Annotated in this window: 18 protein-coding genes and 2 pseudogenes; 12 read left to right on the top strand and 8 right to left on the bottom strand. The window is 70.1% G+C overall.

What is annotated here, in order from left to right:
• Nucleotides 1–80: 80 nt before the first annotated feature.
• The 5 genes from ACFVYE_RS22480 to ACFVYE_RS22460 form a co-directional block, all read right to left on the bottom strand.
• Nucleotides 81–773 carry a response regulator gene (locus ACFVYE_RS22480; protein ID WP_383971947.1) on the bottom strand — a complete coding sequence of 231 codons (693 nt, stop codon included), beginning with the start codon at nt 771–773 and terminating at the stop codon, nt 81–83.
• Complete coding sequence (locus ACFVYE_RS22475; protein WP_389607056.1) at nt 770–1,966, bottom strand: sensor histidine kinase; 1,197 nt, start codon at nt 1,964–1,966, stop codon at nt 770–772. The genes ACFVYE_RS22480 and ACFVYE_RS22475 overlap by 4 nt, the downstream gene beginning before the upstream one ends.
• Nucleotides 1,967–1,978: 12 nt before the next feature.
• Complete coding sequence (locus tag ACFVYE_RS22470; RefSeq protein WP_383971941.1) at nt 1,979–2,779, bottom strand: SAM-dependent methyltransferase; 801 nt, start codon at nt 2,777–2,779, stop codon at nt 1,979–1,981.
• 68 nt (nt 2,780–2,847) lie between these two features.
• Complete coding sequence (locus ACFVYE_RS22465) at nt 2,848–3,552, bottom strand: glycerophosphodiester phosphodiesterase (RefSeq protein ID WP_383971938.1); 705 nt, start codon at nt 3,550–3,552, stop codon at nt 2,848–2,850.
• A gap of 24 nt (nt 3,553–3,576) precedes the next feature.
• Nucleotides 3,577–4,611 carry an adenosine deaminase gene (locus tag ACFVYE_RS22460; RefSeq protein WP_389607053.1) on the bottom strand — a complete coding sequence of 345 codons (1,035 nt, stop codon included), beginning with the start codon at nt 4,609–4,611 and terminating at the stop codon, nt 3,577–3,579.
• Between the two features lie 135 nt (nt 4,612–4,746).
• Here ACFVYE_RS22460 and ACFVYE_RS22455 point away from each other — a divergent pair, with 135 nt between their 5' ends.
• Entirely contained in the window at nt 4,747–5,505 is a 759-nt protein-coding gene (locus ACFVYE_RS22455; protein ID WP_389607051.1) for a DUF4190 domain-containing protein, read from the top strand.
• 110 nt (nt 5,506–5,615) lie between these two features.
• Here ACFVYE_RS22455 and ACFVYE_RS22450 read toward each other — a convergent pair whose 3' ends face one another.
• Nucleotides 5,616–6,155 carry an NADAR family protein gene (locus ACFVYE_RS22450; RefSeq protein ID WP_383974727.1) on the bottom strand — a complete coding sequence of 180 codons (540 nt, stop codon included), beginning with the start codon at nt 6,153–6,155 and terminating at the stop codon, nt 5,616–5,618.
• Nucleotides 6,156–6,370: 215 nt separating this feature from the next.
• Between ACFVYE_RS22450 and ACFVYE_RS22445 the strand changes: the two genes are divergently transcribed.
• From ACFVYE_RS22445 to ACFVYE_RS22410, 8 genes and pseudogenes are all read left to right on the top strand, one after another.
• Entirely contained in the window at nt 6,371–7,885 is a 1,515-nt protein-coding gene (locus ACFVYE_RS22445) for a gamma-aminobutyraldehyde dehydrogenase (protein WP_383974724.1), read from the top strand.
• 42 nt (nt 7,886–7,927) lie between these two features.
• A complete protein-coding gene (locus tag ACFVYE_RS22440; protein WP_383974721.1) occupies nt 7,928–9,178 on the top strand; it encodes a PotD/PotF family extracellular solute-binding protein in 1,251 nt (416 codons plus the stop codon).
• A 59-nt stretch (nt 9,179–9,237) separates the two neighbouring features.
• On the top strand, nt 9,238–10,404 hold the full coding sequence (locus tag ACFVYE_RS22435) for an ABC transporter ATP-binding protein (RefSeq protein WP_383974718.1): 1,167 nt from the start codon (nt 9,238–9,240) through the stop codon (nt 10,402–10,404).
• Nucleotides 10,401–11,327: an ABC transporter permease gene (locus ACFVYE_RS22430; RefSeq protein WP_383974714.1), complete on the top strand. Its 927-nt coding sequence runs from the start codon at nt 10,401–10,403 to the stop codon at nt 11,325–11,327. Before ACFVYE_RS22435 ends, ACFVYE_RS22430 begins: the two co-directional genes overlap by 4 nt.
• Nucleotides 11,327–12,127 carry an ABC transporter permease gene (locus ACFVYE_RS22425; RefSeq protein WP_389607048.1) on the top strand — a complete coding sequence of 267 codons (801 nt, stop codon included), beginning with the start codon at nt 11,327–11,329 and terminating at the stop codon, nt 12,125–12,127. The genes ACFVYE_RS22430 and ACFVYE_RS22425 overlap by 1 nt, the downstream gene beginning before the upstream one ends.
• A 24-nt stretch (nt 12,128–12,151) precedes the next feature.
• The gene (locus ACFVYE_RS22420) at nt 12,152–13,567 is read left to right on the top strand and encodes an NAD(P)/FAD-dependent oxidoreductase (RefSeq protein WP_389607046.1); all 1,416 of its coding nucleotides are present in this window, start codon (nt 12,152–12,154) and stop codon (nt 13,565–13,567) included.
• A 144-nt stretch (nt 13,568–13,711) separates the two neighbouring features.
• A pseudogene (locus tag ACFVYE_RS22415) lies at nt 13,712–13,957 on the top strand (hypothetical protein); the annotation flags it as partial.
• Nucleotides 13,956–14,588: pseudogene (locus ACFVYE_RS22410) on the top strand (chitinase); the annotation flags it as partial. The pseudogenes ACFVYE_RS22415 and ACFVYE_RS22410, both read left to right, overlap by 2 nt.
• On the opposite strand, the gene ACFVYE_RS22405 reads toward ACFVYE_RS22410, so the two are convergent.
• Together ACFVYE_RS22405 and gabT are read right to left on the bottom strand one after the other, a co-directional pair.
• Nucleotides 14,539–15,354 carry a phosphatase PAP2 family protein gene (locus ACFVYE_RS22405; protein WP_383974705.1) on the bottom strand — a complete coding sequence of 272 codons (816 nt, stop codon included), beginning with the start codon at nt 15,352–15,354 and terminating at the stop codon, nt 14,539–14,541. The pseudogene ACFVYE_RS22410 and the gene ACFVYE_RS22405 overlap by 50 nt on opposite strands.
• Nucleotides 15,355–15,502: 148 nt before the next feature.
• Nucleotides 15,503–16,843, bottom strand: a complete 1,341-nt coding sequence (gene gabT / locus ACFVYE_RS22400; RefSeq protein WP_383974702.1) for a 4-aminobutyrate--2-oxoglutarate transaminase — start codon at nt 16,841–16,843, stop codon at nt 15,503–15,505.
• Nucleotides 16,844–17,143: 300 nt separating this feature from the next.
• Between gabT and ACFVYE_RS22395 the strand changes: the two genes are divergently transcribed.
• The 3 genes from ACFVYE_RS22395 (at nt 17,144) to ACFVYE_RS22385 (ending at nt 22,917) form a co-directional block, all read left to right on the top strand.
• Nucleotides 17,144–19,537, top strand: coding sequence for an ATP/GTP-binding protein (locus ACFVYE_RS22395; RefSeq protein WP_389607043.1), 2,394 nt, complete (start codon nt 17,144–17,146; stop codon nt 19,535–19,537).
• A 123-nt stretch (nt 19,538–19,660) separates the two neighbouring features.
• Complete coding sequence (locus ACFVYE_RS22390) at nt 19,661–21,256, top strand: PucR family transcriptional regulator (protein ID WP_389607041.1); 1,596 nt, start codon at nt 19,661–19,663, stop codon at nt 21,254–21,256.
• 215 nt (nt 21,257–21,471) lie between these two features.
• Nucleotides 21,472–22,917, top strand: coding sequence for an aldehyde dehydrogenase family protein (locus ACFVYE_RS22385; RefSeq protein ID WP_383974695.1), 1,446 nt, complete (start codon nt 21,472–21,474; stop codon nt 22,915–22,917).
• Nucleotides 22,918–23,080 lie beyond the last annotated feature (163 nt).

Below are 23,080 nucleotides of genomic sequence, written 5' to 3'. Positions count from 1 at the left end.
AACTGCTGGTGGACTCCATCCTGTTGATCCGCAGGCCCCGGCGGATCACCCGGCCGAGCGGTCCTCGGCATGATCTCCTCTCACCTGTGCGGGGGAGACGGCGGCGCCTGTCCCTCCGGAGAGGGAGTCACGACACCGCATTCGTACGCACAGATCACCGCCTGGATCCGGTCGCGCAGCCCCAGCTTGGACAGCACATTGCCGACATGGGTCTTCACCGTGTGCTCGCTGACGACCAGCGCGGCCGCGATCTCCGCGTTCGACAGCCCGCGGGCCAGATGCAGCAGCGTCTCGTGCTCCCGGGCGGTCAGTACGTCCAGGCGCGCCGATGGTTCCACGGCCGAGGCGGCCGGGCGCGAGGTGTACTCCTCGATCAGTCGCCGCGCCACCGACGGCGCCAGCAGCGAGTCCCCGGCCGCCACCACCCGTACCGCGTGCACCAGGTCGTCGCGGCGCACGTCCTTGAGCAGGAAACCGCTCGCGCCCGCGTGCAGCGCCTCGTAGACGTACTCGTCGGAGTCGAACGTGGTCAGCATGACCGTCCGGCAGCCGGTCTCGGCGTTGATGGTGCGGCAGGCCTCGATGCCGTCCGTGCCGGGCATCCGGATGTCGAGCAGAGCCACCTCCGGCGCCAGCCGGCGTACCGCGTCGATTGCCCCGGCGCCGTCGCCCGCCTCCGCGACCACCTCGATGTCCGGCTGTGCGTCCAGGATCATCGCGAAGCCGCTGCGGACCAGCTCCTGGTCGTCGGCCACCACCACACGGATCGTCAACTTTCCACCCCTGTCTGTGTCTGCGTCGTCTGCGTCTGCGTCTGCGGAATCGTCACCCGGACCCGGAACCCCCGGCCGCCCGGGCCCGGGCCGGTGTCGGCCGTGCCGCCGTGCGCGGCGGCGCGTTCCCCGATGCCGATCAGACCCATGCCGTCACCGCCCACGGAACCGCACCCGTCATCGGTGACCGTGATGATCAACGCCCCCGTCCCGTAATCCAGTTGAACGGAGACCGTGTCTGCGGCGGCATGTTTGACCACGTTCGTCAGGGCCTCCTGCACGATCCGGTAGACGGTGGCCTCGACAGCCAGGCCGAGCGGGCGGGCGGGGCCCGTGACCTCGTACGAGATCTCCAGACCGCTGCCGCGTACCCGCTCGACCAGTCCGGGCAGTTCGTCCAGTACGGGCTGAGGCTCGCGCGGCGCGCCCGGCACGCTCTCGTTCTCGCGCAGTACACCGAGCATGCGGCGCAGCTGCACCATGGCGTCCCGCCCCGTCTCCGAGATCGCGTCGAACGCCGCCTCGGCACGCTCCGGTGCCGTGCGCAGCGCCACCGGGCCGGCCTCCGCCTGCACGATCATCAGGCTCACCGCATGGGACAGGATGTCGTGCATCTCCCGGGCGATCCGGGCCCGTTCGCGCGCCGCGGCCTGCTCGGCCTCGATGCGGTGCGTCAGCTCCAGCTGACGGGCCCGGTCCTCCACCGCACGCAGATAGGCCTTGCGCGTCACGGCGAGCCGGCCGAAGGCGTAGGCCGCGGCGAACACGAAGAGGGAGAAGAGCAGTTCCCTCATGTCGTTGCTGTCGAGCCCGACCGAGCACAGCACCGCCAGTGTCGTGAGCACGGCGATCCCGGTCCGCTTCGGCGGCGAGGAGAGTTCGGCCACCGTGTAGAACGCCACAAGGCCGGTGTACGGAAGCGGCTGGCCCGGGCCGTCGACCGTGAACTTGTACAGACCGCCGGCCGCGAGCACGGCGATGAGGACCGTGACCGGCGCCCGGCGCCGGGCGACCAGCGGCAGCACCATCAGGGTCGTCAGCCCGTACGCCGTCCACGTTGCGTCGGGCAGCTCCGGGGCGCGCGGCACGACGAACGGCATGGTCATGGCCGCCTGTACCAGCAGAGCGATGAGGAGGTCGACGGTGCGGGGACCGGCCCCGAGCACCCTCGCCCCGATGTTCCGTATTCGCATCGGGCGGCGGTGTCAGCGTTTCCGCGCCACTGCGCCGAACTGGGCGACCTCCACCGCACCGGGCTCGGCGCGCCAGCGTGCGCACGACACGATGCCCGGCTCCACGAGTTCGAGCCCCGTCAGGAACGCGGCGAACTCGACGCGGCTGCGCGCGGTGATCGGCGGGGTGGCGTTCTCGTTCCAGAACCGCATCGCCGCCTCGTTGCCCTCGCCGCCCAGCTCCAGCGTGGGGTGGGTGAGTACCAGATGGCTGCCGGACGGCATCGCGTCCATCAGCGTCCTGACGATGCGCTGCGCCTCGTCCGTGTCGAGGACGAAGTTGAGGATGCCGAGCAGCAGGACCGCGACCGGCTTCTTCAGGTCCAGCGTCGGCTCGACGGCCCGCAGGATCCGCTCCGGGTGGCGGGCGTCCGCGTCGATGTACTCGGTCGCGCCCTCCGGTGAGCTGGTGAGCAGAGCGCGGGCGTGCACCAGCACGGTCGGGTCGTTGTCGACGTACACGATGCGGGAGTCGGGGGCGGTGTGCTGGGCGACCTCGTGCGTGTTTCCGGCGGTCGGCAGGCCGGTGCCTATGTCGAGGAACTGGCCGATCCCCGCGTCACCGGCGAGATACCGGACGGCCCGCCCCAGAAACGCCCGGTCGGCACGCGCCACTTCGCCGATGCTCGGATACATGCCGGTGACCTGGTCGCCGACAGCGCGGTCCACGGGGTAGTTGTCCTTGCCACCGAGCCAGTGGTTCCAGACCCGCGCGTTGTGGGCGATATCGGAACGGATGCGGTCGTCGAGAGGGGTGGTACGGGCTTCTGTCACGTCTGTGCTCCTCTGGCTCCCGGCCTGGCATCACGGCGGATGCGACGCTGTCCATCATGCCGGACCGATCAAGAGGAGCCGGTGGCCGAGGAGTTGATGAGGACTCTCTGCAGGGCGTCGACCCGGTTGGTGGTGATCGAGTCGACCCCCTGCCGGACGAGGCGGCGCATGGTGCGCTTGGTGTCGGCCGTCCAGGCGGAGACCAGCAGTCCGTCCCGGTGGAGACGGTCCGTCAGCTCCCGGTCCACCAGGCCGAAGCGGTAGTTCAGCCACTTCGGCCTCACCGCGTCGAGCAGCGCGGCGCGTGGTGGCGCGAGTGTCGTCCAGGTCAGGGCGATCTCCGCGGACGGATCGGCGGCGCGCACCCGCAGCATGGCATCCGGGCCCGCGCAGTAATACGCCCGCTCACCGGCCCCGCACTCGCGCACCACGCCGACGATCCTGCGTACCGAATCATCGGTGGAGCCGGGCAGATCGACCATGACGCGGTGCTTCCCGGCGGCGAGCAGCGCGTCGCGCAGTGTGGGCACACCGCCCGCGGTCAGCTCGGTGAGCTCCTTGTGGGTCAGCCGGCCGAGACGCACGTCATGGCCCCACAGCCGCTCCAGCGTGGAGTCGTGCAGCAGGACCGGTACACCGTCGCGGGTGACTCGCACATCGACCTCGACCGCGTCCGCCCCCCGTTCGAGGGCGGAGCGGATCGAAGGCAGCGTGTTCTCACGGACACGGTATGGATCGCCTCGATGGGCTACGGCGGTGACAGTGGTGGCCATGGGGCCATTGTGGCCACACCGGGGTCAGCGGCCGGTGCGCTCCAGCCAGTTCGTCGTGTACGTGTCGATCTCGGCGGCCAGCGTCCGCTTGCCGGCCGCGTCGAGGTACGACGCCTCGACCGCGTTCTTCGCCAGCGCCGCGAGACCCCGCTCGTCCAGACCGAGGAGACGGGCGGCCACCCCGTACTCGTTGTTGAGGTCCGTGCCGAACATCGGCGGGTCGTCGCTGTTGATGGTGACCAGGACGCCCGCCTGCACCATCTCCCTGACCGGGTGCTGCTCGATGTCGGCCACCGCGCGGGTCGCGATGTTCGAGGTCGGGCAGACCTCCAGCGGGATGCGGTGCTCGGCGAGGTGGGCCAGCAGCTTCGGGTCCTGGACGGAGTTGGTGCCGTGGCCGATGCGCTCGGCGCGCAGATGGGTCAGCGCGTCCCAGACGGTCTGCGGCCCGGTGGTCTCCCCGGCGTGCGGCACGGAGTGCAGGCCCTCGGCGATCGCCCGGTCGAAGTAGGGCTTGAACTGCGGGCGCTCCACGCCGACCTCCGGGCCGCCGAGCCCGAACGAGACGAGCCCCTCGGGCCGCAGGTCCACGGCGAGCCGGGTGGTCTCCTCGGCTGCTTCGAGCCCGGCCTCGCCGGGAATGTCGAAGCACCAGCGCAGAACGACGCCGAGCTCGGCCTCGGCGGCCTTGCGGGCGTCCTCTATCGCCTCCATGAACCCCTGCTCGGGGATGCCGCGCCGGGTCGAGCTGAACGGGGTGACGGTCAGCTCCGCGTAACGGATGTTCTGCCGGGCCATGTCACGGGCGACCTCGAAGGTCAGCAGCCGGACGTCCTCCGGGGTGCGGATCAGGTCCACGACCGAGAGATACACGTCGATGAAGTGGCCGAAGTCCGTGAACGTGAAGTAGTCGGCCAGTGCCTCGGGGTCCGTGGGGACCTTCGAGTCGGGGTGGTGCGCGGCCAGCTCGGCGACGATACGGGGCGAGGCGGACCCGACATGGTGGACATGCAGTTCCGCCTTGGGCAGCCCCGCGATGAAGGGGTGCAGATCGGTCATCGGATACTCCGGGGGCGTGGGACGGTTCGGGTGCCGGGCGCGGTCGGCCGGGCAGGGGGACGGGGATCATCGTAGGCCGGGTCCTGCCGGACGGTGGTGGGCCGTAGCATGACGGGATCACGATGGGGGAGGCCCATGTCAGACAACACAGAGCAGCCCGCGGGCGGGGCCGCGCCGCGCGATCCGTGGGCTCCGCCGGACAGCAGGGTGCCGCTGGAGAAGCCGGCCGGTGATCCCCGGCCGCCTGCTGTGCACAATCAGCCGACGGTGACCTCGATGCCGGGCGTGGGGGACGGTCCCGCGCCGGCCACGGGACCGGGGTCCGGCGCGGGAGGGCAGACCGGGCCGGTTTCCGGCTCCGGGGCCGGGTTCGGCCCGGGGGAGGTACCGCCGCCGCCGGTCGCACCGAACGGACCGGGCCAGCAGGTCCCGCCGGCTGCGGGGCAGTACGGCTATCCGGCCGCGCCGGCCGCGGGGCAGTACGGCTACCCTGCCGCGCCGACTCCGCAGTACGGCAGCTATCCCGGGTACACCGGCTACAACCAGGCAGCCTGGGGCGGTTCCTCACCTTCCAACGGCATGGGTACGGCGGCCATGGTGCTCGGCATCCTGGCCATCTGCCTGTTCTGCATCTACGGGATACCCAGCCTGATTCTGGGCGCACTCGCCCTGATCTTCGGCATCCTGGGCCGCAAGCGGGTGCAGCGCGGTGAGGCGACCAACAGCGGTCAGGCGCTCGCCGGGATCATCATGGGGTCCATCGGCATCGTTTTCGGTGTGGCGATCATCAGCTTCTTCATCTGGCTGTTCGCCACCCATGCCGATGAATTCGACGACAACTCGTACAACGACGACCCGTACTCCACGTCTCTGGTCGTCGACGTCACCCGATAGCCGACGTCGAGCGCCGGTGCCGGATCCCTTGCGGCGCCGGCGCCGTATCCCACCCGATGGCCGGGCGGGCCGGACTCCGGCCCGCCCGGCCATCGGTCATCCCGGCCGTCTCATGGAGCGCGCAGCTCCGCCCGCGCGTCCATCAGCGCGAACCCCAGCAGATTCAGCCCCCGCCAGGTCGCCGGATTCTCCGCACGCGGATCGTCCGCCGCCAGCCCGATGCCCCAGATCCGGTCCATCGGGCTCGCCTCGACCAGCACGCGGTCCCCGGTGTTCAGCAGGAACTCCCGCAGCTCCGGGGCCTGGGCGAACTTGTGGACGCTGCCGGTCACCACCAGTGCGTACCGCTCGCGCTCCCACACCGCCTCGTCGAAACCGCGGACCAGCCGGCCCACCTTCTTCGCCTGGGCCGGGCTCTTCGCCGACACCGCCTCGGCCTCCGACTCCGCGTCGCCGAAGAGCCGCGCCTTGGCGGCCATCATCCAGTGCTCGGCCGACGCATACGTCACCCCGTCGACCGTGAAGGGGGCCGGCCACCACTGACTGAGACAGCTCGCACCGATGCTGCCGTCGGGCCGTGGGCGGTGCCCCCAGAAGTGCAGGTACTTCACCTTCGCGCCGCGCTCGGTCCGAGCCAGGAGATCGTGCATGTGTTCCATGACACGCGAGTCTGGCATCCGCCACTGACACTCCGTACGGGGAATTCCGCAACGACGCGACACATGGTCGACAGATTCCGTCGCGTAACCAAAAGGCAACAACGGAATCACTTGTTGGGGTCGATCCGCTCTGTCAGGATCGGCACTCAAATCGAGCAGAGGCTACGCCGCCCCACATTCCGGGGACTGCGGCGGAGGAGAGCGTCATGGGCAACGGCATCCAGGTGCGGGACCGCTTCGCGGACGGCGCACAATTCATCGGCGGAAAGCTGCGGTCCGGTACATCGGGACGTCATCACGAGGTGGTGAACCCGGCAACGGGCGAGACCGTCCACACCTACGAACTGGCGGGCACCGCCGATGTCGACGCGGCCGTCGCCGCCGCACGAGAGGCGTTCCCCGGCTGGTCGGGTGCGACTCCGGCGGAGCGGGCCGAGGCGATGCACCGCTTCGCCGCCGTCCTCGCCGAGCAGGCGGACGACTTCGCCCACGTCGAGTCCCTCCAGTGCGGCAAGCCGATCAAGCTCTCCACCGAGTTCGACGTGCCCGGCACCGTCGACAACACCTCCTTCTTCGCGGGCGCCGCCCGCCATCTGGAGGGCAAGTCGGCCGCCGAGTACGACGGCGACCACACCTCGTACGTACGCCGTGAGGCGATCGGCGTCATCGGCTCCATCGCACCCTGGAACTACCCGCTCCAGATGGCCGCCTGGAAGATCCTCCCGGCCATTGCCGCGGGAAACACCATCGTGCTGAAGCCCGCCGAGATCACCCCGCTCACCTCGCTGATGTTCGCCCAGGCGGCCACCGAGGCAGGCATCCCGGACGGTGTGATCAACATCGTCACCGGTGCGGGCAGGGACGCCGGCGAGCATCTCGTCGGCCACCCGGACGTCGTCATGACCTCATTCACCGGCTCCACCGCTGTCGGCAAGCGGGTCGCGGAGATCGCCACCTCCACCGTCAAGCGCCTCCACCTCGAACTCGGCGGCAAGGCTCCCTTCGTGGTCTTCGACGACGCCGACCTCGAAGCCGCGGTCCACGGCGCGGTCGCCGGAGCGCTCATCAACACCGGCCAGGACTGCACCGCCGCCACCCGCGCCTATGTCCAGCGCCCGCTCCACGACGCCTTCGTGCAGGGCGTCGCCGAGCTGATGGAAACCGTCCGGCTCGGCGACCCCTTCGACCCGTCGACCGACCTCGGCCCGCTGATCAGCCACGCCCAGCGGGACCGGGTCGCCGGATTCGTCGAGCGAGCCCGCGCCTACGCCACCGTCGTCACCGGCGGCGAGGCCCCCGGCGGCGAACTGGCGGCTGGTGCCTACTACCGGCCGACCCTGGTCGCCGGCGCCGCCCAGGACAGCGAGATCGTCCAGTCGGAGATCTTCGGCCCGGTCCTGGTCGTGCTGCCCTTCGACACCGACGACGAGGGCATCAGCCTCGCCAACGACACCCCGTACGGCCTCGCCGCCTCCGCCTGGAGCCGCGACCTGTACCGGGCGAACCGCGCCACCCGCGAGATCAAGGCGGGCTGCGTCTGGATCAACGACCACATTCCGATCATCAGCGAGATGCCGCACGGCGGATACAAGGCCAGCGGTTTCGGCAAGGACATGTCGGCGTACTCCTTCGAGGAGTACACGCAGGTCAAGCACGTCATGTACGACAACACCGCGGTCGCCCGGAAGGACTGGCACCGCACGATCTTCGGGGACCGATAACCCGGCCGGCCCCGGCCACACACACCCGAAAGGGCAACGCGCATGGAGCAGTACGAGCCCGAGCGTCTCTCCGCGGCCCAACTGGCCGCGATGCGACGCAGTCTGACCAGCGGCCGGGGCGCCCTGACCCGCCGATCGCTGCTGCGCGCCTCCGGCATGGGGGCGCTCGCGATCGGCGGTCTCGGCACGCTGAGCGCCTGCGGCATCCCGCCGGCGAAGCGGGAGGGGGACGCCGCGGCGGCCTCCGACGACCACTCGGCCACGGAGAAGCAGATCAACTTCTCCAACTGGACCGAGTACATGGACGTCAGCGATGACGAGAAGCACCGGCCCACCCTGGAGGCGTTCACGAAGCGCACCGGGATCCAGGTCAAGTACACCGAGGACATCAACGACAACGTCGAGTTCTTCGGCAAGATAAAGCCGCAGCTTGCCGCGGGACAGGACACCGGCCGCGACCTCGTCATCGTCACCGACTGGCTGGCCGCCCGCATCATCCGGCTCGGCTGGGCCCAGAAGCTCGACCCGGTGAACCTGCCGCACGCCTTCGCCAACCTCTCGGCCCAGTTCCGCACCCCCGACTGGGATCCGGGCCGTGCCCACTCATACCCCTGGACCGGCATCCCCACCGTCATCGCGTACAACTCCAAGGCGACCGGCGGCCGCAAGGTCGACTCCATCACGCAGCTGCTCGACGACCCCGCGCTCAAGGGCAGGGTCGGGTTCCTCTCCGAAATGCGTGACTCCGTCGGCATGACCCTGCTCGACATGGGCAAGGACCCGGGCTCGTTCACGGACGCCGACTACGACGCCGCGATCGGCCGGATCCAGAAGGGCGTCGACAAGAAGCAGATCCGCCGCTTCACCGGCAACGACTACACCGCGGACCTCGACAAGGGCGACATCGCCGCCTGCGTCGCCTGGGCCGGCGACATCATCCAGCTCCAGGCCGGAAACCCGGACATCAAGTACGCCATCCCGGCCGCCGGCTACATCACGTCGAGCGACAACATGCTGGTCCCCGCCAAGGCACGGCACAAGACCAACGCCGAGAAGCTCATGGACTACTACTACGAGCCGCCGGTCGCCGCCAAGCTCGCCGCGTACATCAACTATGTCTGCCCGGTCGACGGTGTCCGCGAGGAACTCTCCAAGATCGACAAGGACATGGCCTCCAACACACTGATCCTTCCCGACAAGGAGATGGCGGCCCGCTCGCACGCCTTCCGCTCGCTGACAAGCAAGGAGGAGACGGCGTACGAAGAGAAGTTCGCCAAGCTCATCGGCGCCTGACCGCCGCGCCTGTGCCCCCTCGCCCGATCTCCCCCCTGACACCACTGGGACTGCGACCCATGACACAGCAGCAGACAGGCGGCGACGTCCGCCTCACCGGGATCAGCAAGACGTACGGCTCCTTCGCCGCCGTCAAGCCGCTCGACCTGACCATCCCGCAGGGCTCCTTCTTCGCGCTGCTCGGCGCGTCCGGCTGCGGCAAGACCACTACCCTGCGGATGATCGCGGGCCTGGAGGAGGCGACCACCGGCACCGTCTCGCTCGGCGGCCGGGACATCACCGACCTGCCCCCGTACAAGCGGCCCGTCAACACGGTCTTCCAGAGCTATGCGCTCTTCCCGCACCTCGACATCACCGAGAACGTCGCCTTCGGTCTGCGCCGGCGCGGCATCAAGTCGGTGAAGAAGCAGGTCGACGAGATGCTGGAACTCGTCCAGCTCGGCGACTTCGCCAAGCGCAAGCCGCACCAGCTCTCCGGCGGCCAGCAGCAGCGCGTCGCCGTCGCCCGCGCCCTGATCAACCACCCGCAGGTGCTCCTGCTCGACGAGCCGCTCGGCGCCCTCGACCTCAAGCTGCGCCGCCAGATGCAGCTGGAGCTCAAGCGCATCCAGACCGAGGTCGGCATCACGTTCATCCATGTCACCCACGACCAGGAGGAGGCCATGACCATGGCCGACACCGTCGCGGTGATGAACGCGGGCCGGGTCGAACAGCTCGGCGCCCCCGCCGATCTGTACGAGAACCCGAAGACGACCTTCGTCGCCAACTTCCTCGGCACCTCGAACCTCATCGAGGGCGAGATCCTCTCCGCGGGCACGGACATCGTCGTGGCGGCGGGCGGCGGGAAGCTGCGGCTGCCCACCGGCCGATGTACGGCCCCGACCGCCAACGGCGGCAAGCTGCTCCTCGGCGTACGCCCGGAGAAGATCTCGCTCGCGCACGCCGACGACGCGGACGCGATAGCCGACGGCCGCAACCGGGTCACCGGCCGGATCGTCGACTCCAGCTTCATCGGAGTGTCCACGCAGTACGTGGTGGAGAGCCCCGCCGGCAAAGCGCTGCAGGTGTACGAGCAGAACATCGAGCGCGATACCCGGCTCGCCCCTGGGGCCGAGGTCGTCCTGCACTGGAACCCGGCACACACCTTCGGCCTGGACGCCGCCCAGTCCATGCTTGCAGGGACGATGGGCGACGCCGGCGTGGAGACGGTGGAGGACGCGGCGTGACCGTCACCAAGGAGGCGCCACCCGCGCCCAGCACGGAGCTGAAGGTACGCAAAGCCTCCACCCGCAAGCGCCTCGTCCCCTACTGGCTGCTGCTCCCCGGCATCCTGTGGCTCGTCGTCTTCTTCGCGCTGCCGATGGTCTACCAGGCGTCGACCTCCGTACAGACCGGCTCCCTGGAGAAGGGATTCGAGGTCACCTGGCACTTCCAGACCTACTGGGACGCGGCGAAGGACTACTACCCGCAGTTCATCCGGTCCCTGCTGTACGCGGGCACCGCGACGATCCTGTGTCTGCTGCTCGGCTACCCGCTCGCGTATCTCATCGCGTTCAAGGCCGGCCGCTGGCGCAATGTCGTCCTCGTCCTGGTGATCGCGCCGTTCTTCACCAGCTTCCTGATCCGTACGCTCGCCTGGAAGACGATCCTCGCCGACGGCGGTGCGGTCGTCGACGTACTGAACACGCTGCACGTCCTGGACGTCACCAGCTGGCTCGGCTGGACCGAGTCCAACCGAGTGCTGGCCACGCCGATGGCCGTGGTCTGCGGTCTCACGTACAACTTCCTGCCGTTCATGATCCTGCCGCTCTACACCTCGCTGGAGCGGATCGACGGCAGGCTGCACGAGGCGGCCGGCGATCTGTACGCCACCCCCGCCACCACCTTCCGCAAGGTGACCTTCCCGCTCTCCATGCCGGGCGTCGTCTCCGGAACGCTGCTGACCTTCATCCCGGCCAGTGGTGACTACGTCAACGCGGAACTGCTGGGCTCCACCGACACCAAGATGGTCGGCAGCGTCATCCAGACCCAGTTCCTGCGCGTCCTCGACTATCCGACGGCGGCCGCGCTCTCCTTCATGCTCATGGCGGTCGTCCTGATCCTGGTCACCGTCTACATCCGCCGCTCCGGGACGGAGGACCTGGTCTGATGCCCGTACTGCGCTGGATTCGCCGGAATCTGATCGTCATCGCGGGTCTGCTGACCCTCGCGTACATGATCCTTCCGAACGTCGTCGTGATGGTGTTCTCGTTCAACAAACCGAACGGACGCTTCAACTACGCCTGGCAGCACTTCTCCCTGGACGCCTGGAAGGACCCCTGCGGCGTCGCCGACATGTGCGGCTCGCTCTCGCTGTCCCTGCAGATCGCCACCTGGGCAACCATCGGCGCGACCGTCCTGGGCACGATGATCTCCTTCGCGCTGGTCCGCTACCGCTTCCGGGCGCGCGGCGCGATCAACTCGCTGATCTTCCTGCCGATGGCGATGCCCGAGGTCGTCATGGCCGCCTCGCTGCTCACGCTCTTCCTCAACATGGGCGCACAGCTGGGCTTCTGGACGATCCTGATCGCGCACATCATGTTCTGCCTGAGCTTCGTCGTGACGGCCGTCAAGGCGCGTGTGATGTCGATGGATCCGCGGCTGGAGGAGGCGGCCCGCGATCTGTACGCGGGACCCGTGCAGACCTTCCTGCGGGTGACGCTGCCGATCGCCGCCCCCGGAATCGCGGCGGGAGCGCTGCTCGCCTTCGCGCTCTCCTTCGACGATTTCATCATCACCAATTTCAACGCGGGCTCCACCGTGACCTTCCCCATGTTCGTCTGGGGATCGGCACAGCGCGGCACGCCCGTACAGATCAACGTCATCGGTACGGCGATGTTCATCATTGCCGTCACGGTGGTTGTCGTCGGCCAGCTGATCGCGAACCGGCGGAAGAACAACGCACGATAGAAAGCCACGAAGGAGTTGGAAACCATGGCCCCGGTTGCCATGCGTACTGCTGCACAATCACTCTCCGGCGCCAAGCCGGTCTCGTTCTGGCTCGACGACCCCGGCAAGCCCGAAGCGCTGCCCGCGCTCACCGGTGACGAGCACTGCGATCTCCTCGTCATCGGTGGCGGCTACAGCGGACTGTGGACCGCGCTGATCGCCAAGGAACGCGACCCGGAGCGGGACGTCGTACTGATCGAGGGGCACGAGGTGGGCTGGGCCGCCTCGGGCCGCAACGGCGGATTCTGCGCCGCCTCCCTCACCCATGGCCTGCCCAACGGCCTGGAGCGCTGGCCGGACGAGATCAGGAAGCTGGAGGAACTGGGCGAGCGGAACCTCGATGCCATCGAGGCCGCCGTCGCCCGCTATTCCATCGACTGCGAATTCGAGCGCACCGGCGAAATCGATGTCGCCACCGAACCCCACCAGCTCGCAGAGCTTCAGGAATGGCACCAGGAGGCCGAAAGGCTCGGCTTCACGGGGGTGGAATTCCTGGACCGGGACGCGCTGCGCGCCGAGGTCGACTCGCCCACGTTCCTGGGCGGGCTCTGGGACCGGCGCGGGGTCGCCATGCTGCATCCCGCGAAGCTGGCCTGGGGTCTGAAGCAGGCATGTCTCGGCCTCGGGGTGCGGATGTACGAGCACACCAGGGGCCTCGAACTGGCCAGGTCGACCACCGGAATGGCGGTCCGCACGCCGTACGGGAGGGTCTTCGCACGCCGTGTCGCCCTCGGTACGAACATCTTCCCTTCGCTGGTCAAGCGGGTACGCCCGTACACCGTGCCGGTCTACGACTACGCGCTGATGACCGAGCCCCTCACCGCCGACCAGCTCGCCTCGATCGGCTGGAAGAACCGGCAGGGACTGGGCGACAGCGCCAATCAGTTCCACTACTTCCGGATGTCGGCCGACAACCGGATCCTGTGGGGCGGCTATGACGCGATCTATCCGTACGGGGGCCGGCTGAGCGCCGATCTCGATCAGCGACCGGAGACCTTCCTCAAGCTCGCGGGCCAGTTCTTCGACTGTTTCCCGCAGCTGGCCGGGGTCCGTTTCAGCCATGCCTGGGGCGGGGCCATCGACACCTGTTCCCGATTTTCCGCATTCTTCGGTACGGCCCATCAGGGCCGGGTCGCCTATGCCGCCGGATATACCGGACTCGGCGTCGGAGCCACCCGGTTCGGGGCCGATGTGATGCTCGATCTGCTGGCGGGCGAACAGAATGAGCGGACCGCTCTGGAAATGGTCCGCAGCAAGCCGATGCCGTTCCCGCCGGAGCCCTTCGCCTGGACCGGGATCGAGCTCACCAAGCGGTCCCTGGCCAGGGCGGACAGCAATGGCGGGCACCGCAATCTGTGGCTGCGGACGATGGACCGGCTGGGGCTCGGCTTCGACAGCTGAGCACGGCGGGCACCCCCTCGGGGGTGTGATCCGACTCGCTGTCAACCGGTGGCCCGAACCCGCGTAATGGATCGGCGCCATCCCTCTCTTCCGTGTGGACGCACCGGCAACGCATGGCCGGTGCACACGGAATGGAGGCCGGTCATGGCTGGCGCGGGGGTCAAAGCAGCGGTCGAGTGGCTGGCATCGGTGGCACCGGATCCGGACGCCTGCCGGTGGGAGTGGAAGCGCAATCCCCAGGAAGTCGCGCTTCTTCCCGCCGGCCGGCGCTGGGACGTACTGATTCTTCCGGGGGAGCTGGGCTGTCCCACACTCGATGTGCTCACCCGTCTCATCGACCGCCCCGGGCCGGTTCTCTCCGATTTCGGCGATGCCCGCATGGGCTTCTTCGCTCGACACCGGGGACACCGACTTCAGGAACCCCACCACCCCGGTCATCGTCAACCTGATCTCCGCGGTGAAGACCCTCAAGGCCAAGTACGGCGACAAGTTCGTCCTCACCATGGCTCCCGAGACCTTCTTCGTGCAGCTCGGCCACCAGTACTACGGCTCGGGCCCCTGGGGCGGTCAGGACCCCCGTGCCGGTGCCTACCTCCCGGTCATCCACGCACTGCGCGACGACCTGACCCTGCTGCACGTCCAGGACTACAACTCGGGCTCCATCATGGGTCTGGACAACCAGTACCACTCGATGGGCGGAGCGGACTTCCACATCGCCATGACCGACATGCTGCTCGCCGGATTCCCGGTGGCCGGCGACCAGACCAAGGTCTTCCCCGGGCTCCGGCCCGACCAGGTCTCCATCGGTCTGCCGGCCTCCACGCAGGCGGGCAACGGCTACACCACGCCCGCCGAGGTCACCAAGGCGCTGAACTGCCTGACGAAGAAGACCGACTGCGGCTCGTACGCCACCCACGGGACGTGGCCGGGGCTGCGCGGACTGATGACGTGGTCGATCAACTGGGACCGCTTCAACAACGGGGAGTTCTCGAGGAACTTCGACGCCTACTTCGGCAGCTGAGGCCCAGCGGCAGGAGCAGCAGCCCGCACAGGAACCAACTGCCCAGCACATCCAGCGGCCAGTGATAGCCGCGCAGCACCAGACCGATGCCCGTCGCCGCTGTCAGCGAGACCGCGGCGACGGGCATCATCCAGGACCGCCTCGCGTACGGCGCGGTCAGCAGCGCCGCCGCCCCGTACGCCACCGCGGCCGTCGCCGCATGGCCGGACGGGTAGTAGCCGGTGATGTCGGTCAGGGGTCCCGGGCGGGCGATCCAGTCCTTCAGCGGGACGACCAGCAGGGGCACCGCCGCCATGGTGAGCGCCGCGTACAACGGCTCACGGCGGGCGCCGCGCACCAGGGACCAGACGATCGCGCAGCCCAGCACCGGGAGCGCGAGCTGCATATTGCCGAGATCGGCGAGGAATTCGGTCAGCCGGGCGGGGCCGTGTCCTACGGCGGCCCGGCCGGTCCGCTCGTCCAGCGAGAGCAGCGGACCGTCGGCCGCGACCTGCCAGGTGGTGAGCGCGAGAAGCGCCAGGAGGGATGACACCAGAGAAATGAGAAGAGCCGGCCGCCCGGGAACAGGGGGGGTGGTTCCGGGGCGGCCGGTCGGATCGGTTTGCCGCGCGCCCCGGGGGGTTTGGGGCGAGCGGCCATCCGATCGGTGAGGAGTTCCGGAGCCAGAGGCTCCAGCGGTGTGCGCGAAGGCACGACCAGGACGGTGCTGGGGAAGCTCCGGCCCGGCGTCGCCGGCAGTCCCCTGCGGGCGGGGTGTTTCTCTCATCTGCAGAAACCGTACGTCAGCCGATGGGGGACCGACAGACGGAAACGGATCCCGCCATCGGCCCCCCACACGTTCTTCACAGGCCCTCACGCGGGCCCCCCGCATCCCCGGCGGAAACGCCTTCCGTCGCCGCCGGGGTTCGCACAGGTCAGATCTGGCCGAAAGCCTGCTCGATGACATCGAGAGCCTCGTTCAGCAGGTCCTCGCCGATCACCAGCGGCGGCAGGAAGCGCAGGACGTTGCCGTAGGTGCCACAGGTGAGGACCAGCACGCCCTCCGCGTGGCAGGCCTTCGCGAGCTTCGCGGTGGCCTCCGGGTTCGGGTCCTTCGTGCCGGACTTCACCAGCTCGATCGCGATCATCGCGCCGCGGCCGCGGATGTCACCGATGACATCGCCGTTCGGCAGCTTCGCCTGCATCTCGGCGAGACGGCCCTTCATGACCTCCTCGATGCGCTTGGCCTTCCCGTTCAGGTCCAGCTCGCGCATCGTCTCGATGGCGCCGAGCGCACCCGCGCAGGCCACCGGGTTTCCGCCGTACGTACCGCCGAGGCCGCCCGCGTGCGCGGCGTCCATGATCTCGGCGCGGCCCGTCACGGCGGAGAGCGGCAGACCGCCCGCGATGCCCTTGGCGGTGGTGATCAGGTCGGGGACGATGCCCTCGTCCTCACAGGCGAACCACTGACCGGTACGGCAGAAACCGGACTGGATCTCGTCCGCGACGAAGACGATGCCGTTGTCCTTGGCGAACTGCGCGATCGCCGGGAGGAAGCCCTTGGCCGGCTCGATGAAGCCGCCCTCGCCGAGCACCGGCTCGATGATGATCGCGGCGACGTTGTCCGCGCCGATCTGCTTGGTGATCTGGTCGATGGCCTGGGCGGACGCCTCGGCGCCGGCGTTCTCGGCACCGGTCGGCCAGCGGTAGCCGTACGCCACCGGCACCCGGTAGACCTCGGGCGCGAACGGGCCGAAGCCCTGCTTGTACGGCATGTTCTTGGCGGTCAGCGCCATCGTGAGGTTGGTGCGGCCGTGGTAGCCGTGGTCGAAGACGACGACCGCGGTGCGCTTGGTGTAGGCGCGGGCGATCTTCACGGCGTTCTCGACGGCCTCGGCGCCCGAGTTGAACAGCGCGGACTTCTTGGCGTGGTCGCCCGGCGTCAGCTCGGCGAGCTGCTCACAGACCTCGACGTACCCCTCGTACGGCGTGACCATGAAACAGGTGTGGGTGAAGTCGGCGAGCTGCGCGGACGCACGGCGTACGACGGCCTCGGCGGAGGCGCCGACCGACGTCACGGCGATACCGGAACCGAGGTCGATCAGACGGTTGCCGTCCACGTCCTCGATGATTCCGCCACCGGCGCGGGCGGTGAACACCGGCAGGGTGGAGCCCACACCTGCGGCGACCGTCGCGAGACGGCGGGCCTGCAGCTCCACCGACTTCGGGCCGGGAATGGCAGTGACGACGCGGCGCTCCTGCGGAATTGCGGTCATGAGGGGCTCCTGTGGGGTGTTTCGGACGCTTCTCTTTCTGCAGGCTATGGGCGAGGCCCGGGGTCCGGCATGTTCCGTTCGGGAGTGGTGGCCGCACGCGGTTGTCCTCCACGGACATAGCGACGGGGTGCGGGGGCCGGGCCGCGGCGGCGCACGGGCGGGACGAAAGGCCCCGGGCACCGGCGAAGACTTCCCGCCGGACCACGTCTGACGGAGTGGTACGGGGCACTAGATTGATGACTTCGGGCGCCTGCGCCCGGAGTTACCGGTCGGCGCTGGTCAGGGGACGAGGGACAGCACATGGACACCGAGGGCACGTACGACTCACGCGGCACCCGCTCCGGTCATCCGGTGCCGCGCCCGGCCGGCCCGCCACCGCCCGGACTGCCACCCAGGCCGGGCTACGCCCCCGCCTCGGGCCCCTCCCTCGGGGACTGGCTCCGCACCCCGAGGCCCGCCGCGGAACCCGGCGTCTGGCGGCTCGGCCATGCTCCCCGGCCCGCCGAGGAGAAGGAGCGCACCCCGGACCGCACGCTGGTGAGCGGTGCGGTGATCTCGCTGCTGGCCTGCATCCTCGTCTGGTCGCTCTGGCGCAACAACTACATCCCGTACTGGCGGGTTCCGCTGAAGCTCTTCACCCCCGGCGACTGGTGGGGGCCGTTCGGCGACGAGCCGCAGACCCGGGGCGCGGTCCGTGCGCTCGACATCTACCGTCTGCTGATCATCGGGGGCCTCGTCCACGGATTCGGCCGGCTGGGCAACTGGCCGGCCGCCTTCGAGCGGTGCGTCGCCGCCAGGGGGGCCGCCGCACGGGCGGGCGGTGCGGCGATCGGGGCCCTGCTGGTCTGGATCCTCGTCTGGAACGGGACCGTGCCGGGGATGGGGCTGGCCTTCGGCCTGGTTCCCGGCTCCTGGCTGGGCCCCGACCAGCCGATGTCCCCGGTGATCAGCTACGGGCTGTACGTCCTGCTCTCCCTGGTGATCGTGTGGCCGTTCGCCAAGCTGGGACGCTGGACCGAGGCGTGGCGCCGCGGCCGGTCCCCGCAGCCGGCACCGGGCCGGGACGGCCGCGACCCGGCGAAGCCGCACGCGTCCGGCGGTGCGGATGCCATCGTCGAAGGCAGCGAGGAGGACCCGGCCGAATGGCCCGATCTGCGCGCCGCCGGACAGCACCAGGCCGCCGCCGCACTCGCCAGGGAAACCCGGTCCGGGCGGATGAACGATGTCGACTACGCCCGCATCCGCCGCGCCTGGACGTCCGTGCGTGCCGACCACTCCCGGCTCGCCGCCTTCACCGACGCCGTGCTGCGCAACGGCTCCGCCGCCTGTACCCATCCCTCCGGTGCGCGTGACCTCCCGGTCCGCGCCGCCCGGCACGATCTGCTGGTCCAGCAGGTCAGGCTCGGCACCGTCGAGGGCGGCGAGCGCAATCCGTACGCCCGCCGCGGCAGCGGCATCGCCCTCGATCCCGGGCTGCTGGGCACATCCCTGCTCGCCGTCGGCCCGCCCGGCGCGGGCAAGAGCCGGGCACTGATCCGGCCCGTCGTCGAATCCCTCGCACTGCAGGCGCTCGCCGGACAGGCCGCCGTCGTCGCCGTGTGCGCCGCCGGTACCCAGCTCGGCGGCGACCAGGGGTTCGACGTCGTCATCAAGGTCGGCGACCCGTCATCCGTGCACGATCTCGATCTGTACGGCGGCACCACCGACCCCGACGAGGCCGCGACCGTCCTCGCCGACGGCCTGGTCGGTGACCTCCCCGAGGTGGACAGCAGACGCGCCGCCACGGCCCTCGCCCAGCTCCTCGGCCCCTTCCGGGCCGCCCACGGCCGTTTCCCCTCCGTACCGGAGCTGCGGGAACTCCTGGACGGTGTGCCCGGTGCCCTCGCCGCCCTGCGGGAGGCTCTCGACGCGACGGGACACCCCGGCATGCAGCGAGAGCTCGACGGCCGCGCCCGCCAGTCCGGTGCGCCCGGCGACCCGGGCCCGGCTCTCGCCGACCGCGTCGCCCTGCTCGACCGGCCCGCCTTCGCCGAGTTCTTCGACACCACGGGCAAGGCCCGCCCCTTCTCGCTGCGCGCCCTGGAACACCCGCTCCGGGTCCGAATCGATCTGCCCGAACGCGGCCACGCCGAGGCGTCCCGGTTACTGGCACGTCTGGTACTCGCCCAGTTCACCGCGAGCGCCGCGTCCCGTACCGACCGTTCCCTCTTCGCCTGTCTGGTCCTCGACGACGCGACCCACACCCTGACCCCCGACACCGTCCGCGGAATCCAGCGGCTGCGCTCCGCGCACGCCGGGGCCGTACTCACCCTGCGCACCCTCGACGACGTACCGGAGCAGCTGCACACGGCGCTGCTCGGTGCGGTCGGCTGCCGGATGACGTTCTCCGGAATCACGACGTGGGACGGGAAGAAGTTCGCCGAGGCATGGGGAACGGAGTGGGTCGAGACCCGCGACGTGACCCAGCGCACCGTCTTCGCCGACCAGCCGATGACCCGGGCCATCCATGCCTTCCGCAAACTGGTCACCGGCAAGGCGGTCACCACGGACGCGGTGACCGTGCGCCAGGTCGAGCGGGAACGCTGGTCGGCCTCGGAACTGGCCCACCGGGTACCGGCCGGACACGCGGTGCTGTCCCTGACGACCGTACGGGGGGAGCACGCGCCGCCCCTGCTGGTGGATCTGAACGGCTGAGCGGTACGCAGAGAGGCCCGCGGCGCCGGAGCGGTTACAGCGGACCCTGCCGCCCTGGCAGAATCGGTAGGAGCCGTTCATACGGGACGGCGAAAATCGACTCCCTGAGGTCCCGCGGTCCCCATGCCCCCCACTCTCGCCTCGCTCGTCCAGCATTCGGCGCTCAAACTCACGGTGCGTGCGGGGGCGGACCGGCTCGACGCGCCCGTCCGCTGGGCGCACGCCAGCGAGCTGACCGATCCCGTCCCGTACATGGAGGGCGGTGAGCTCCTGCTCGTCACCGCCACCAACCTCGACGCCGGGAACCCCGAGGCGATGCGGCGGTACGTGCGGCGGCTGGCCGGGGCCGGAGTCGTCGGGCTGGGCTTCGCCGTCGGCGTCCACTACGACGACATACCGCAGGCGCTGGTCGACGCCGCCGAGGAGACGGGACTGCCGCTTCTCGAAGTGCCGCGCCGCACCCCGTTCCTCGCCATCGCCAAGGCCGTGTCGTCGGAGATCGCCGCAGATCAGTACCGGGCGGTGACAGCGGGGTTCGAGGCCCAGCGGGAGCTGACGAAGGCCGCACTCGCGGGCGACGGCCCCGGCGAAATCCTCACCCGGCTCGCCGCTCATGTCGACGGCTGGGCGGCGCTGTACGACGCCTCCGGCGCGGTGGTCGCCGCGGCCCCCGACTGGGCCGCCCGCCGGGCCGCCCGGCTCACCCCCGATGTGGAACGGCTGCGGGAGCGCCCCGCCCCGGCCAGCATGGTCGTCGGCGACACCGACGACCGGGTCGAGCTCCAGTCGCTGGGCACCGGCCGCCGGGTCCGGGGCGCGCTGGCCGTCGGTACCGGCGCGGCCCTGGGCACCGCCGAGCGGTACGCCGTGCACTCGGCGGTCGCGCTGCTGACCCTGACCACCGCCCGCTCCCGGTCCCTCCAGGGCGCGGAGCAGCGACTGGGCGCCGCGGTGCTGCGCATGCTGCTCGCCGGCCAGCCGGATCACGCACGGGCCGTCGCCGGGGATCTGTACGGCGGGCTGCTCGACGCCCCGTTCCGGCTGCTCATCGCGGAGGCGTCCGCCCCCTCGACACCGGCCCCGCTCGGCGAGGCGATGGAGGCGGCGGCCCTCCGGACCGGCGAGACCATGCTGGCCGTGCCCGAGGGCGAACGACTCGTCGTCCTGGCCGCGGACGGCGGAGCGGCGGTCGCGGCCTGCGCGGCGTACGCGGAGGCACAGGAGGCACAGGAGGCCCAGGAGGCGCGGCCCCCGCGCGAACCGGGTACGGCGGAGGAGGGCCAGGTGGTCGTCGGCCTGTCCGCACCAGCGGGCCCCATCGCCGTCTCCGCCGCGTACAAGCAGGCGGAGCAGGCCCTGTCGGTGGCCCGCCGCCGGGGCAGGGCACTGGTCGAGCACGAGGAGCTGGCGACCGGCTCGGTGCTGCCGCTGCTGGCGGACGACGCCGTACGGGCCTTCGCCGACGGAATGCTCCGCGCCCTGTACGAACACGATGCCAAGGGCCGCGGCGACCTGGTCGCCTCGCTGCGGGCCTGGCTCTCCCACCACGGCCAGTGGGACGCGGCAGCGGCGGACCTGGGCGTGCACCGCCACACCCTGCGCTACCGGATGCGCCGGGTGGAGGAGATCCTGGGCCGCTCACTGGACGATCCGGACGTCCGGATGGAGCTGTGGCTGGCGCTGAAGGCCACGAGCTCCCCGTCGGCGCCGGTGCCGTAGCGGTTGCCGTCGTCGGTGGAAGGGCCACGAGCTTCCCGTCGGCGCCGGTGCCGTGGCCGCTGCCGGAAGGCCATGCGCCCCTGCTCACGCCGATGCATCCGACAAACCGGCGTGTGCCCGCCGCGCTCTGCTCCACCTCGGACAAACGCCGGCCCGGCCGTGCGGCCCTACGGTGGGGACAACACACCCCACGACTCCGAAGGGCCGGAACCTCCATGACTTCCACCCACGCCTTCTGGCTCGCCGGCCGCCAGGCCACCGGCGAGGACAGCTTCGACGTCACCAACCCCTGGGACGGCCGTCTCGTCGGCACCGTCAGCGTGCCGACCGACGCGCAGATCGAGGAGGCCGTCGCGGCCGCGCACGCCGTGCGCGAGGAGTTCGCCGCGACCCCGGCCCACGTCCGGGCCGCCGCGCTCGATCACGTCGTGCGGCGCCTGGTGGAGCGCACGGAGGAGATCGCCCAGCTGATCTCCGCCGAGAACGGCAAGCCCATCAAGTGGGCGCGCGGCGAGGTCGGCCGTGCCGTCTCCGTGTTCCGGTTCGCCTCCGAGGAAGCCCGCCGCTTCAACAGCGGTGACGCCCAGCGCCTCGACACCGACGCCGGCGGCACCGGCCGTCTCGGCCTGACCCGGCGCTTCCCGCGCGGCACGGTCCTCGGCATCGCACCGTTCAACTTCCCGCTGAACCTGAGCGCCCACAAGGTGGCCCCGGCCATTGCCGTCGGTGCCCCGATCATCCTGAAGCCCGCCCCGGCCACCCCGATCTCGTCGCTGATCCTGGGCGAGCTGCTGGCCGAGACCGACCTGCCGGCCGGTTCGTGGTCCGTGCTGACGGTCCCCAACGACCGGATGCCCGCCCTCGTCCAGGACGAGCGGCTGCCCGTGATCTCCTTCACCGGGTCCGCCCCGGTCGGCTACTCGATCATGGAGTCGGTGCCGCGCAAGCACTGCACCCTGGAGCTCGGCGGCAACGGCGCTGCGGTCGTCCTCGGCGACTACGCCTCCGACGAGGACCTGGACTGGGCCGCGACCCGTATCGCGACCTTCTCCAACTACCAGGGCGGCCAGTCCTGCATCTCGGTGCAGCGCGTCATCGCGGACGCCGCGGTCTACGACCGACTCCTCCCGAAGATCGTCGCGGCCGTCGAGGCCCAGGTCACCGGCGACCCGTCCGACGCCGCCACCGACGTCGGCCCGCTGGTCAACGAGGACGCCGCCAAGCGTGTCGAGTCCTGGGTCGACGAGGCCGTGCAGGCCGGCGCCCAGTTGCTCACCGGCGGCAAGCGGGACGGTGCCACCTACGCGCCGACCGTGCTCGCCGAACTCCCGGACAACGTCACCCTCTCCTCCGAGGAGGTCTTCGGACCGGTGCTGTCCGTGCAGAAGGTGGACGGCGAGGCCGAGGCCTTCGCAGCCGTCAACTCCTCCAAGTACGGCCTGCAGGCAGGTGTGTTCACGCACGACCTGCAGACCGCCTTCCGCGCCCACCGCGCCCTCGAGGTCGGCGGCGTGATCATCGGCGACGTCCCCTCCTACCGCGCGGACCAGATGCCGTACGGCGGCGCCAAGCAGTCCGGCGTCGGCCGCGAGGGCGTCCGCTACGCCATGGACGACTACACCTACGAGCGCGTGCTGGTCCTCACCGGCCTCGCCCTGTAGGTCCGTGAACAGGATCGAACCGATCCACCAGCGCCGCCTGTGATCCGCCTGGACAGCACGACAGCAGGCGGCAGATGAACGGCCGGAGCCCACTGTGCGGGGGCTCCGGCCGTTCCTGCGTATATGCACCCTGAACTGCAAGTATCGCTAGATCTTGGCTAGT

The sequence above is a fragment of the Streptomyces sp. NPDC058239 genome (assembly GCF_042882185.1).
Lineage (GTDB): Bacteria > Actinomycetota > Actinomycetes > Streptomycetales > Streptomycetaceae > Streptomyces.
This window is presented reverse-complemented; position numbering and strand designations above follow the sequence as displayed.

Bases quoted from the DNA above. Each gene is read 5' to 3' on its own strand.
- ACFVYE_RS22425 (WP_389607048.1), top strand. From the start codon at position 11,327: ATGCCCGTACTGCGCTGGATTCGCCGGAATCTGATCGTCATCGCGGGT.
- ACFVYE_RS22420 (WP_389607046.1), top strand. From the start codon at position 12,152: ATGGCCCCGGTTGCCATGCGTACTGCTGCACAATCACTCTCCGGCGCC.
- ACFVYE_RS22455 (WP_389607051.1), top strand. From the start codon at position 4,747: ATGTCAGACAACACAGAGCAGCCCGCGGGCGGGGCCGCGCCGCGCGAT.
- ACFVYE_RS22445 (WP_383974724.1), top strand. From the start codon at position 6,371: ATGGGCAACGGCATCCAGGTGCGGGACCGCTTCGCGGACGGCGCACAA.
- ACFVYE_RS22460 (WP_389607053.1), bottom strand. From the start codon at position 4,611: ATGACCGATCTGCACCCCTTCATCGCGGGGCTGCCCAAGGCGGAACTG.
- ACFVYE_RS22385 (WP_383974695.1), top strand. From the start codon at position 21,472: ATGACTTCCACCCACGCCTTCTGGCTCGCCGGCCGCCAGGCCACCGGC.
- ACFVYE_RS22465 (WP_383971938.1), bottom strand. From the start codon at position 3,552: ATGGCCACCACTGTCACCGCCGTAGCCCATCGAGGCGATCCATACCGT.
- ACFVYE_RS22440 (WP_383974721.1), top strand. From the start codon at position 7,928: ATGGAGCAGTACGAGCCCGAGCGTCTCTCCGCGGCCCAACTGGCCGCG.
- ACFVYE_RS22435 (WP_383974718.1), top strand. From the start codon at position 9,238: ATGACACAGCAGCAGACAGGCGGCGACGTCCGCCTCACCGGGATCAGC.
- ACFVYE_RS22395 (WP_389607043.1), top strand. From the start codon at position 17,144: ATGGACACCGAGGGCACGTACGACTCACGCGGCACCCGCTCCGGTCAT.
- gabT (WP_383974702.1), bottom strand. From the start codon at position 16,843: ATGACCGCAATTCCGCAGGAGCGCCGCGTCGTCACTGCCATTCCCGGC.
- ACFVYE_RS22405 (WP_383974705.1), bottom strand. From the start codon at position 15,354: ATGAGAGAAACACCCCGCCCGCAGGGGACTGCCGGCGACGCCGGGCCG.
- ACFVYE_RS22390 (WP_389607041.1), top strand. From the start codon at position 19,661: ATGCCCCCCACTCTCGCCTCGCTCGTCCAGCATTCGGCGCTCAAACTC.
- ACFVYE_RS22450 (WP_383974727.1), bottom strand. From the start codon at position 6,155: ATGCACGATCTCCTGGCTCGGACCGAGCGCGGCGCGAAGGTGAAGTAC.
- ACFVYE_RS22475 (WP_389607056.1), bottom strand. From the start codon at position 1,966: ATGCGAATACGGAACATCGGGGCGAGGGTGCTCGGGGCCGGTCCCCGC.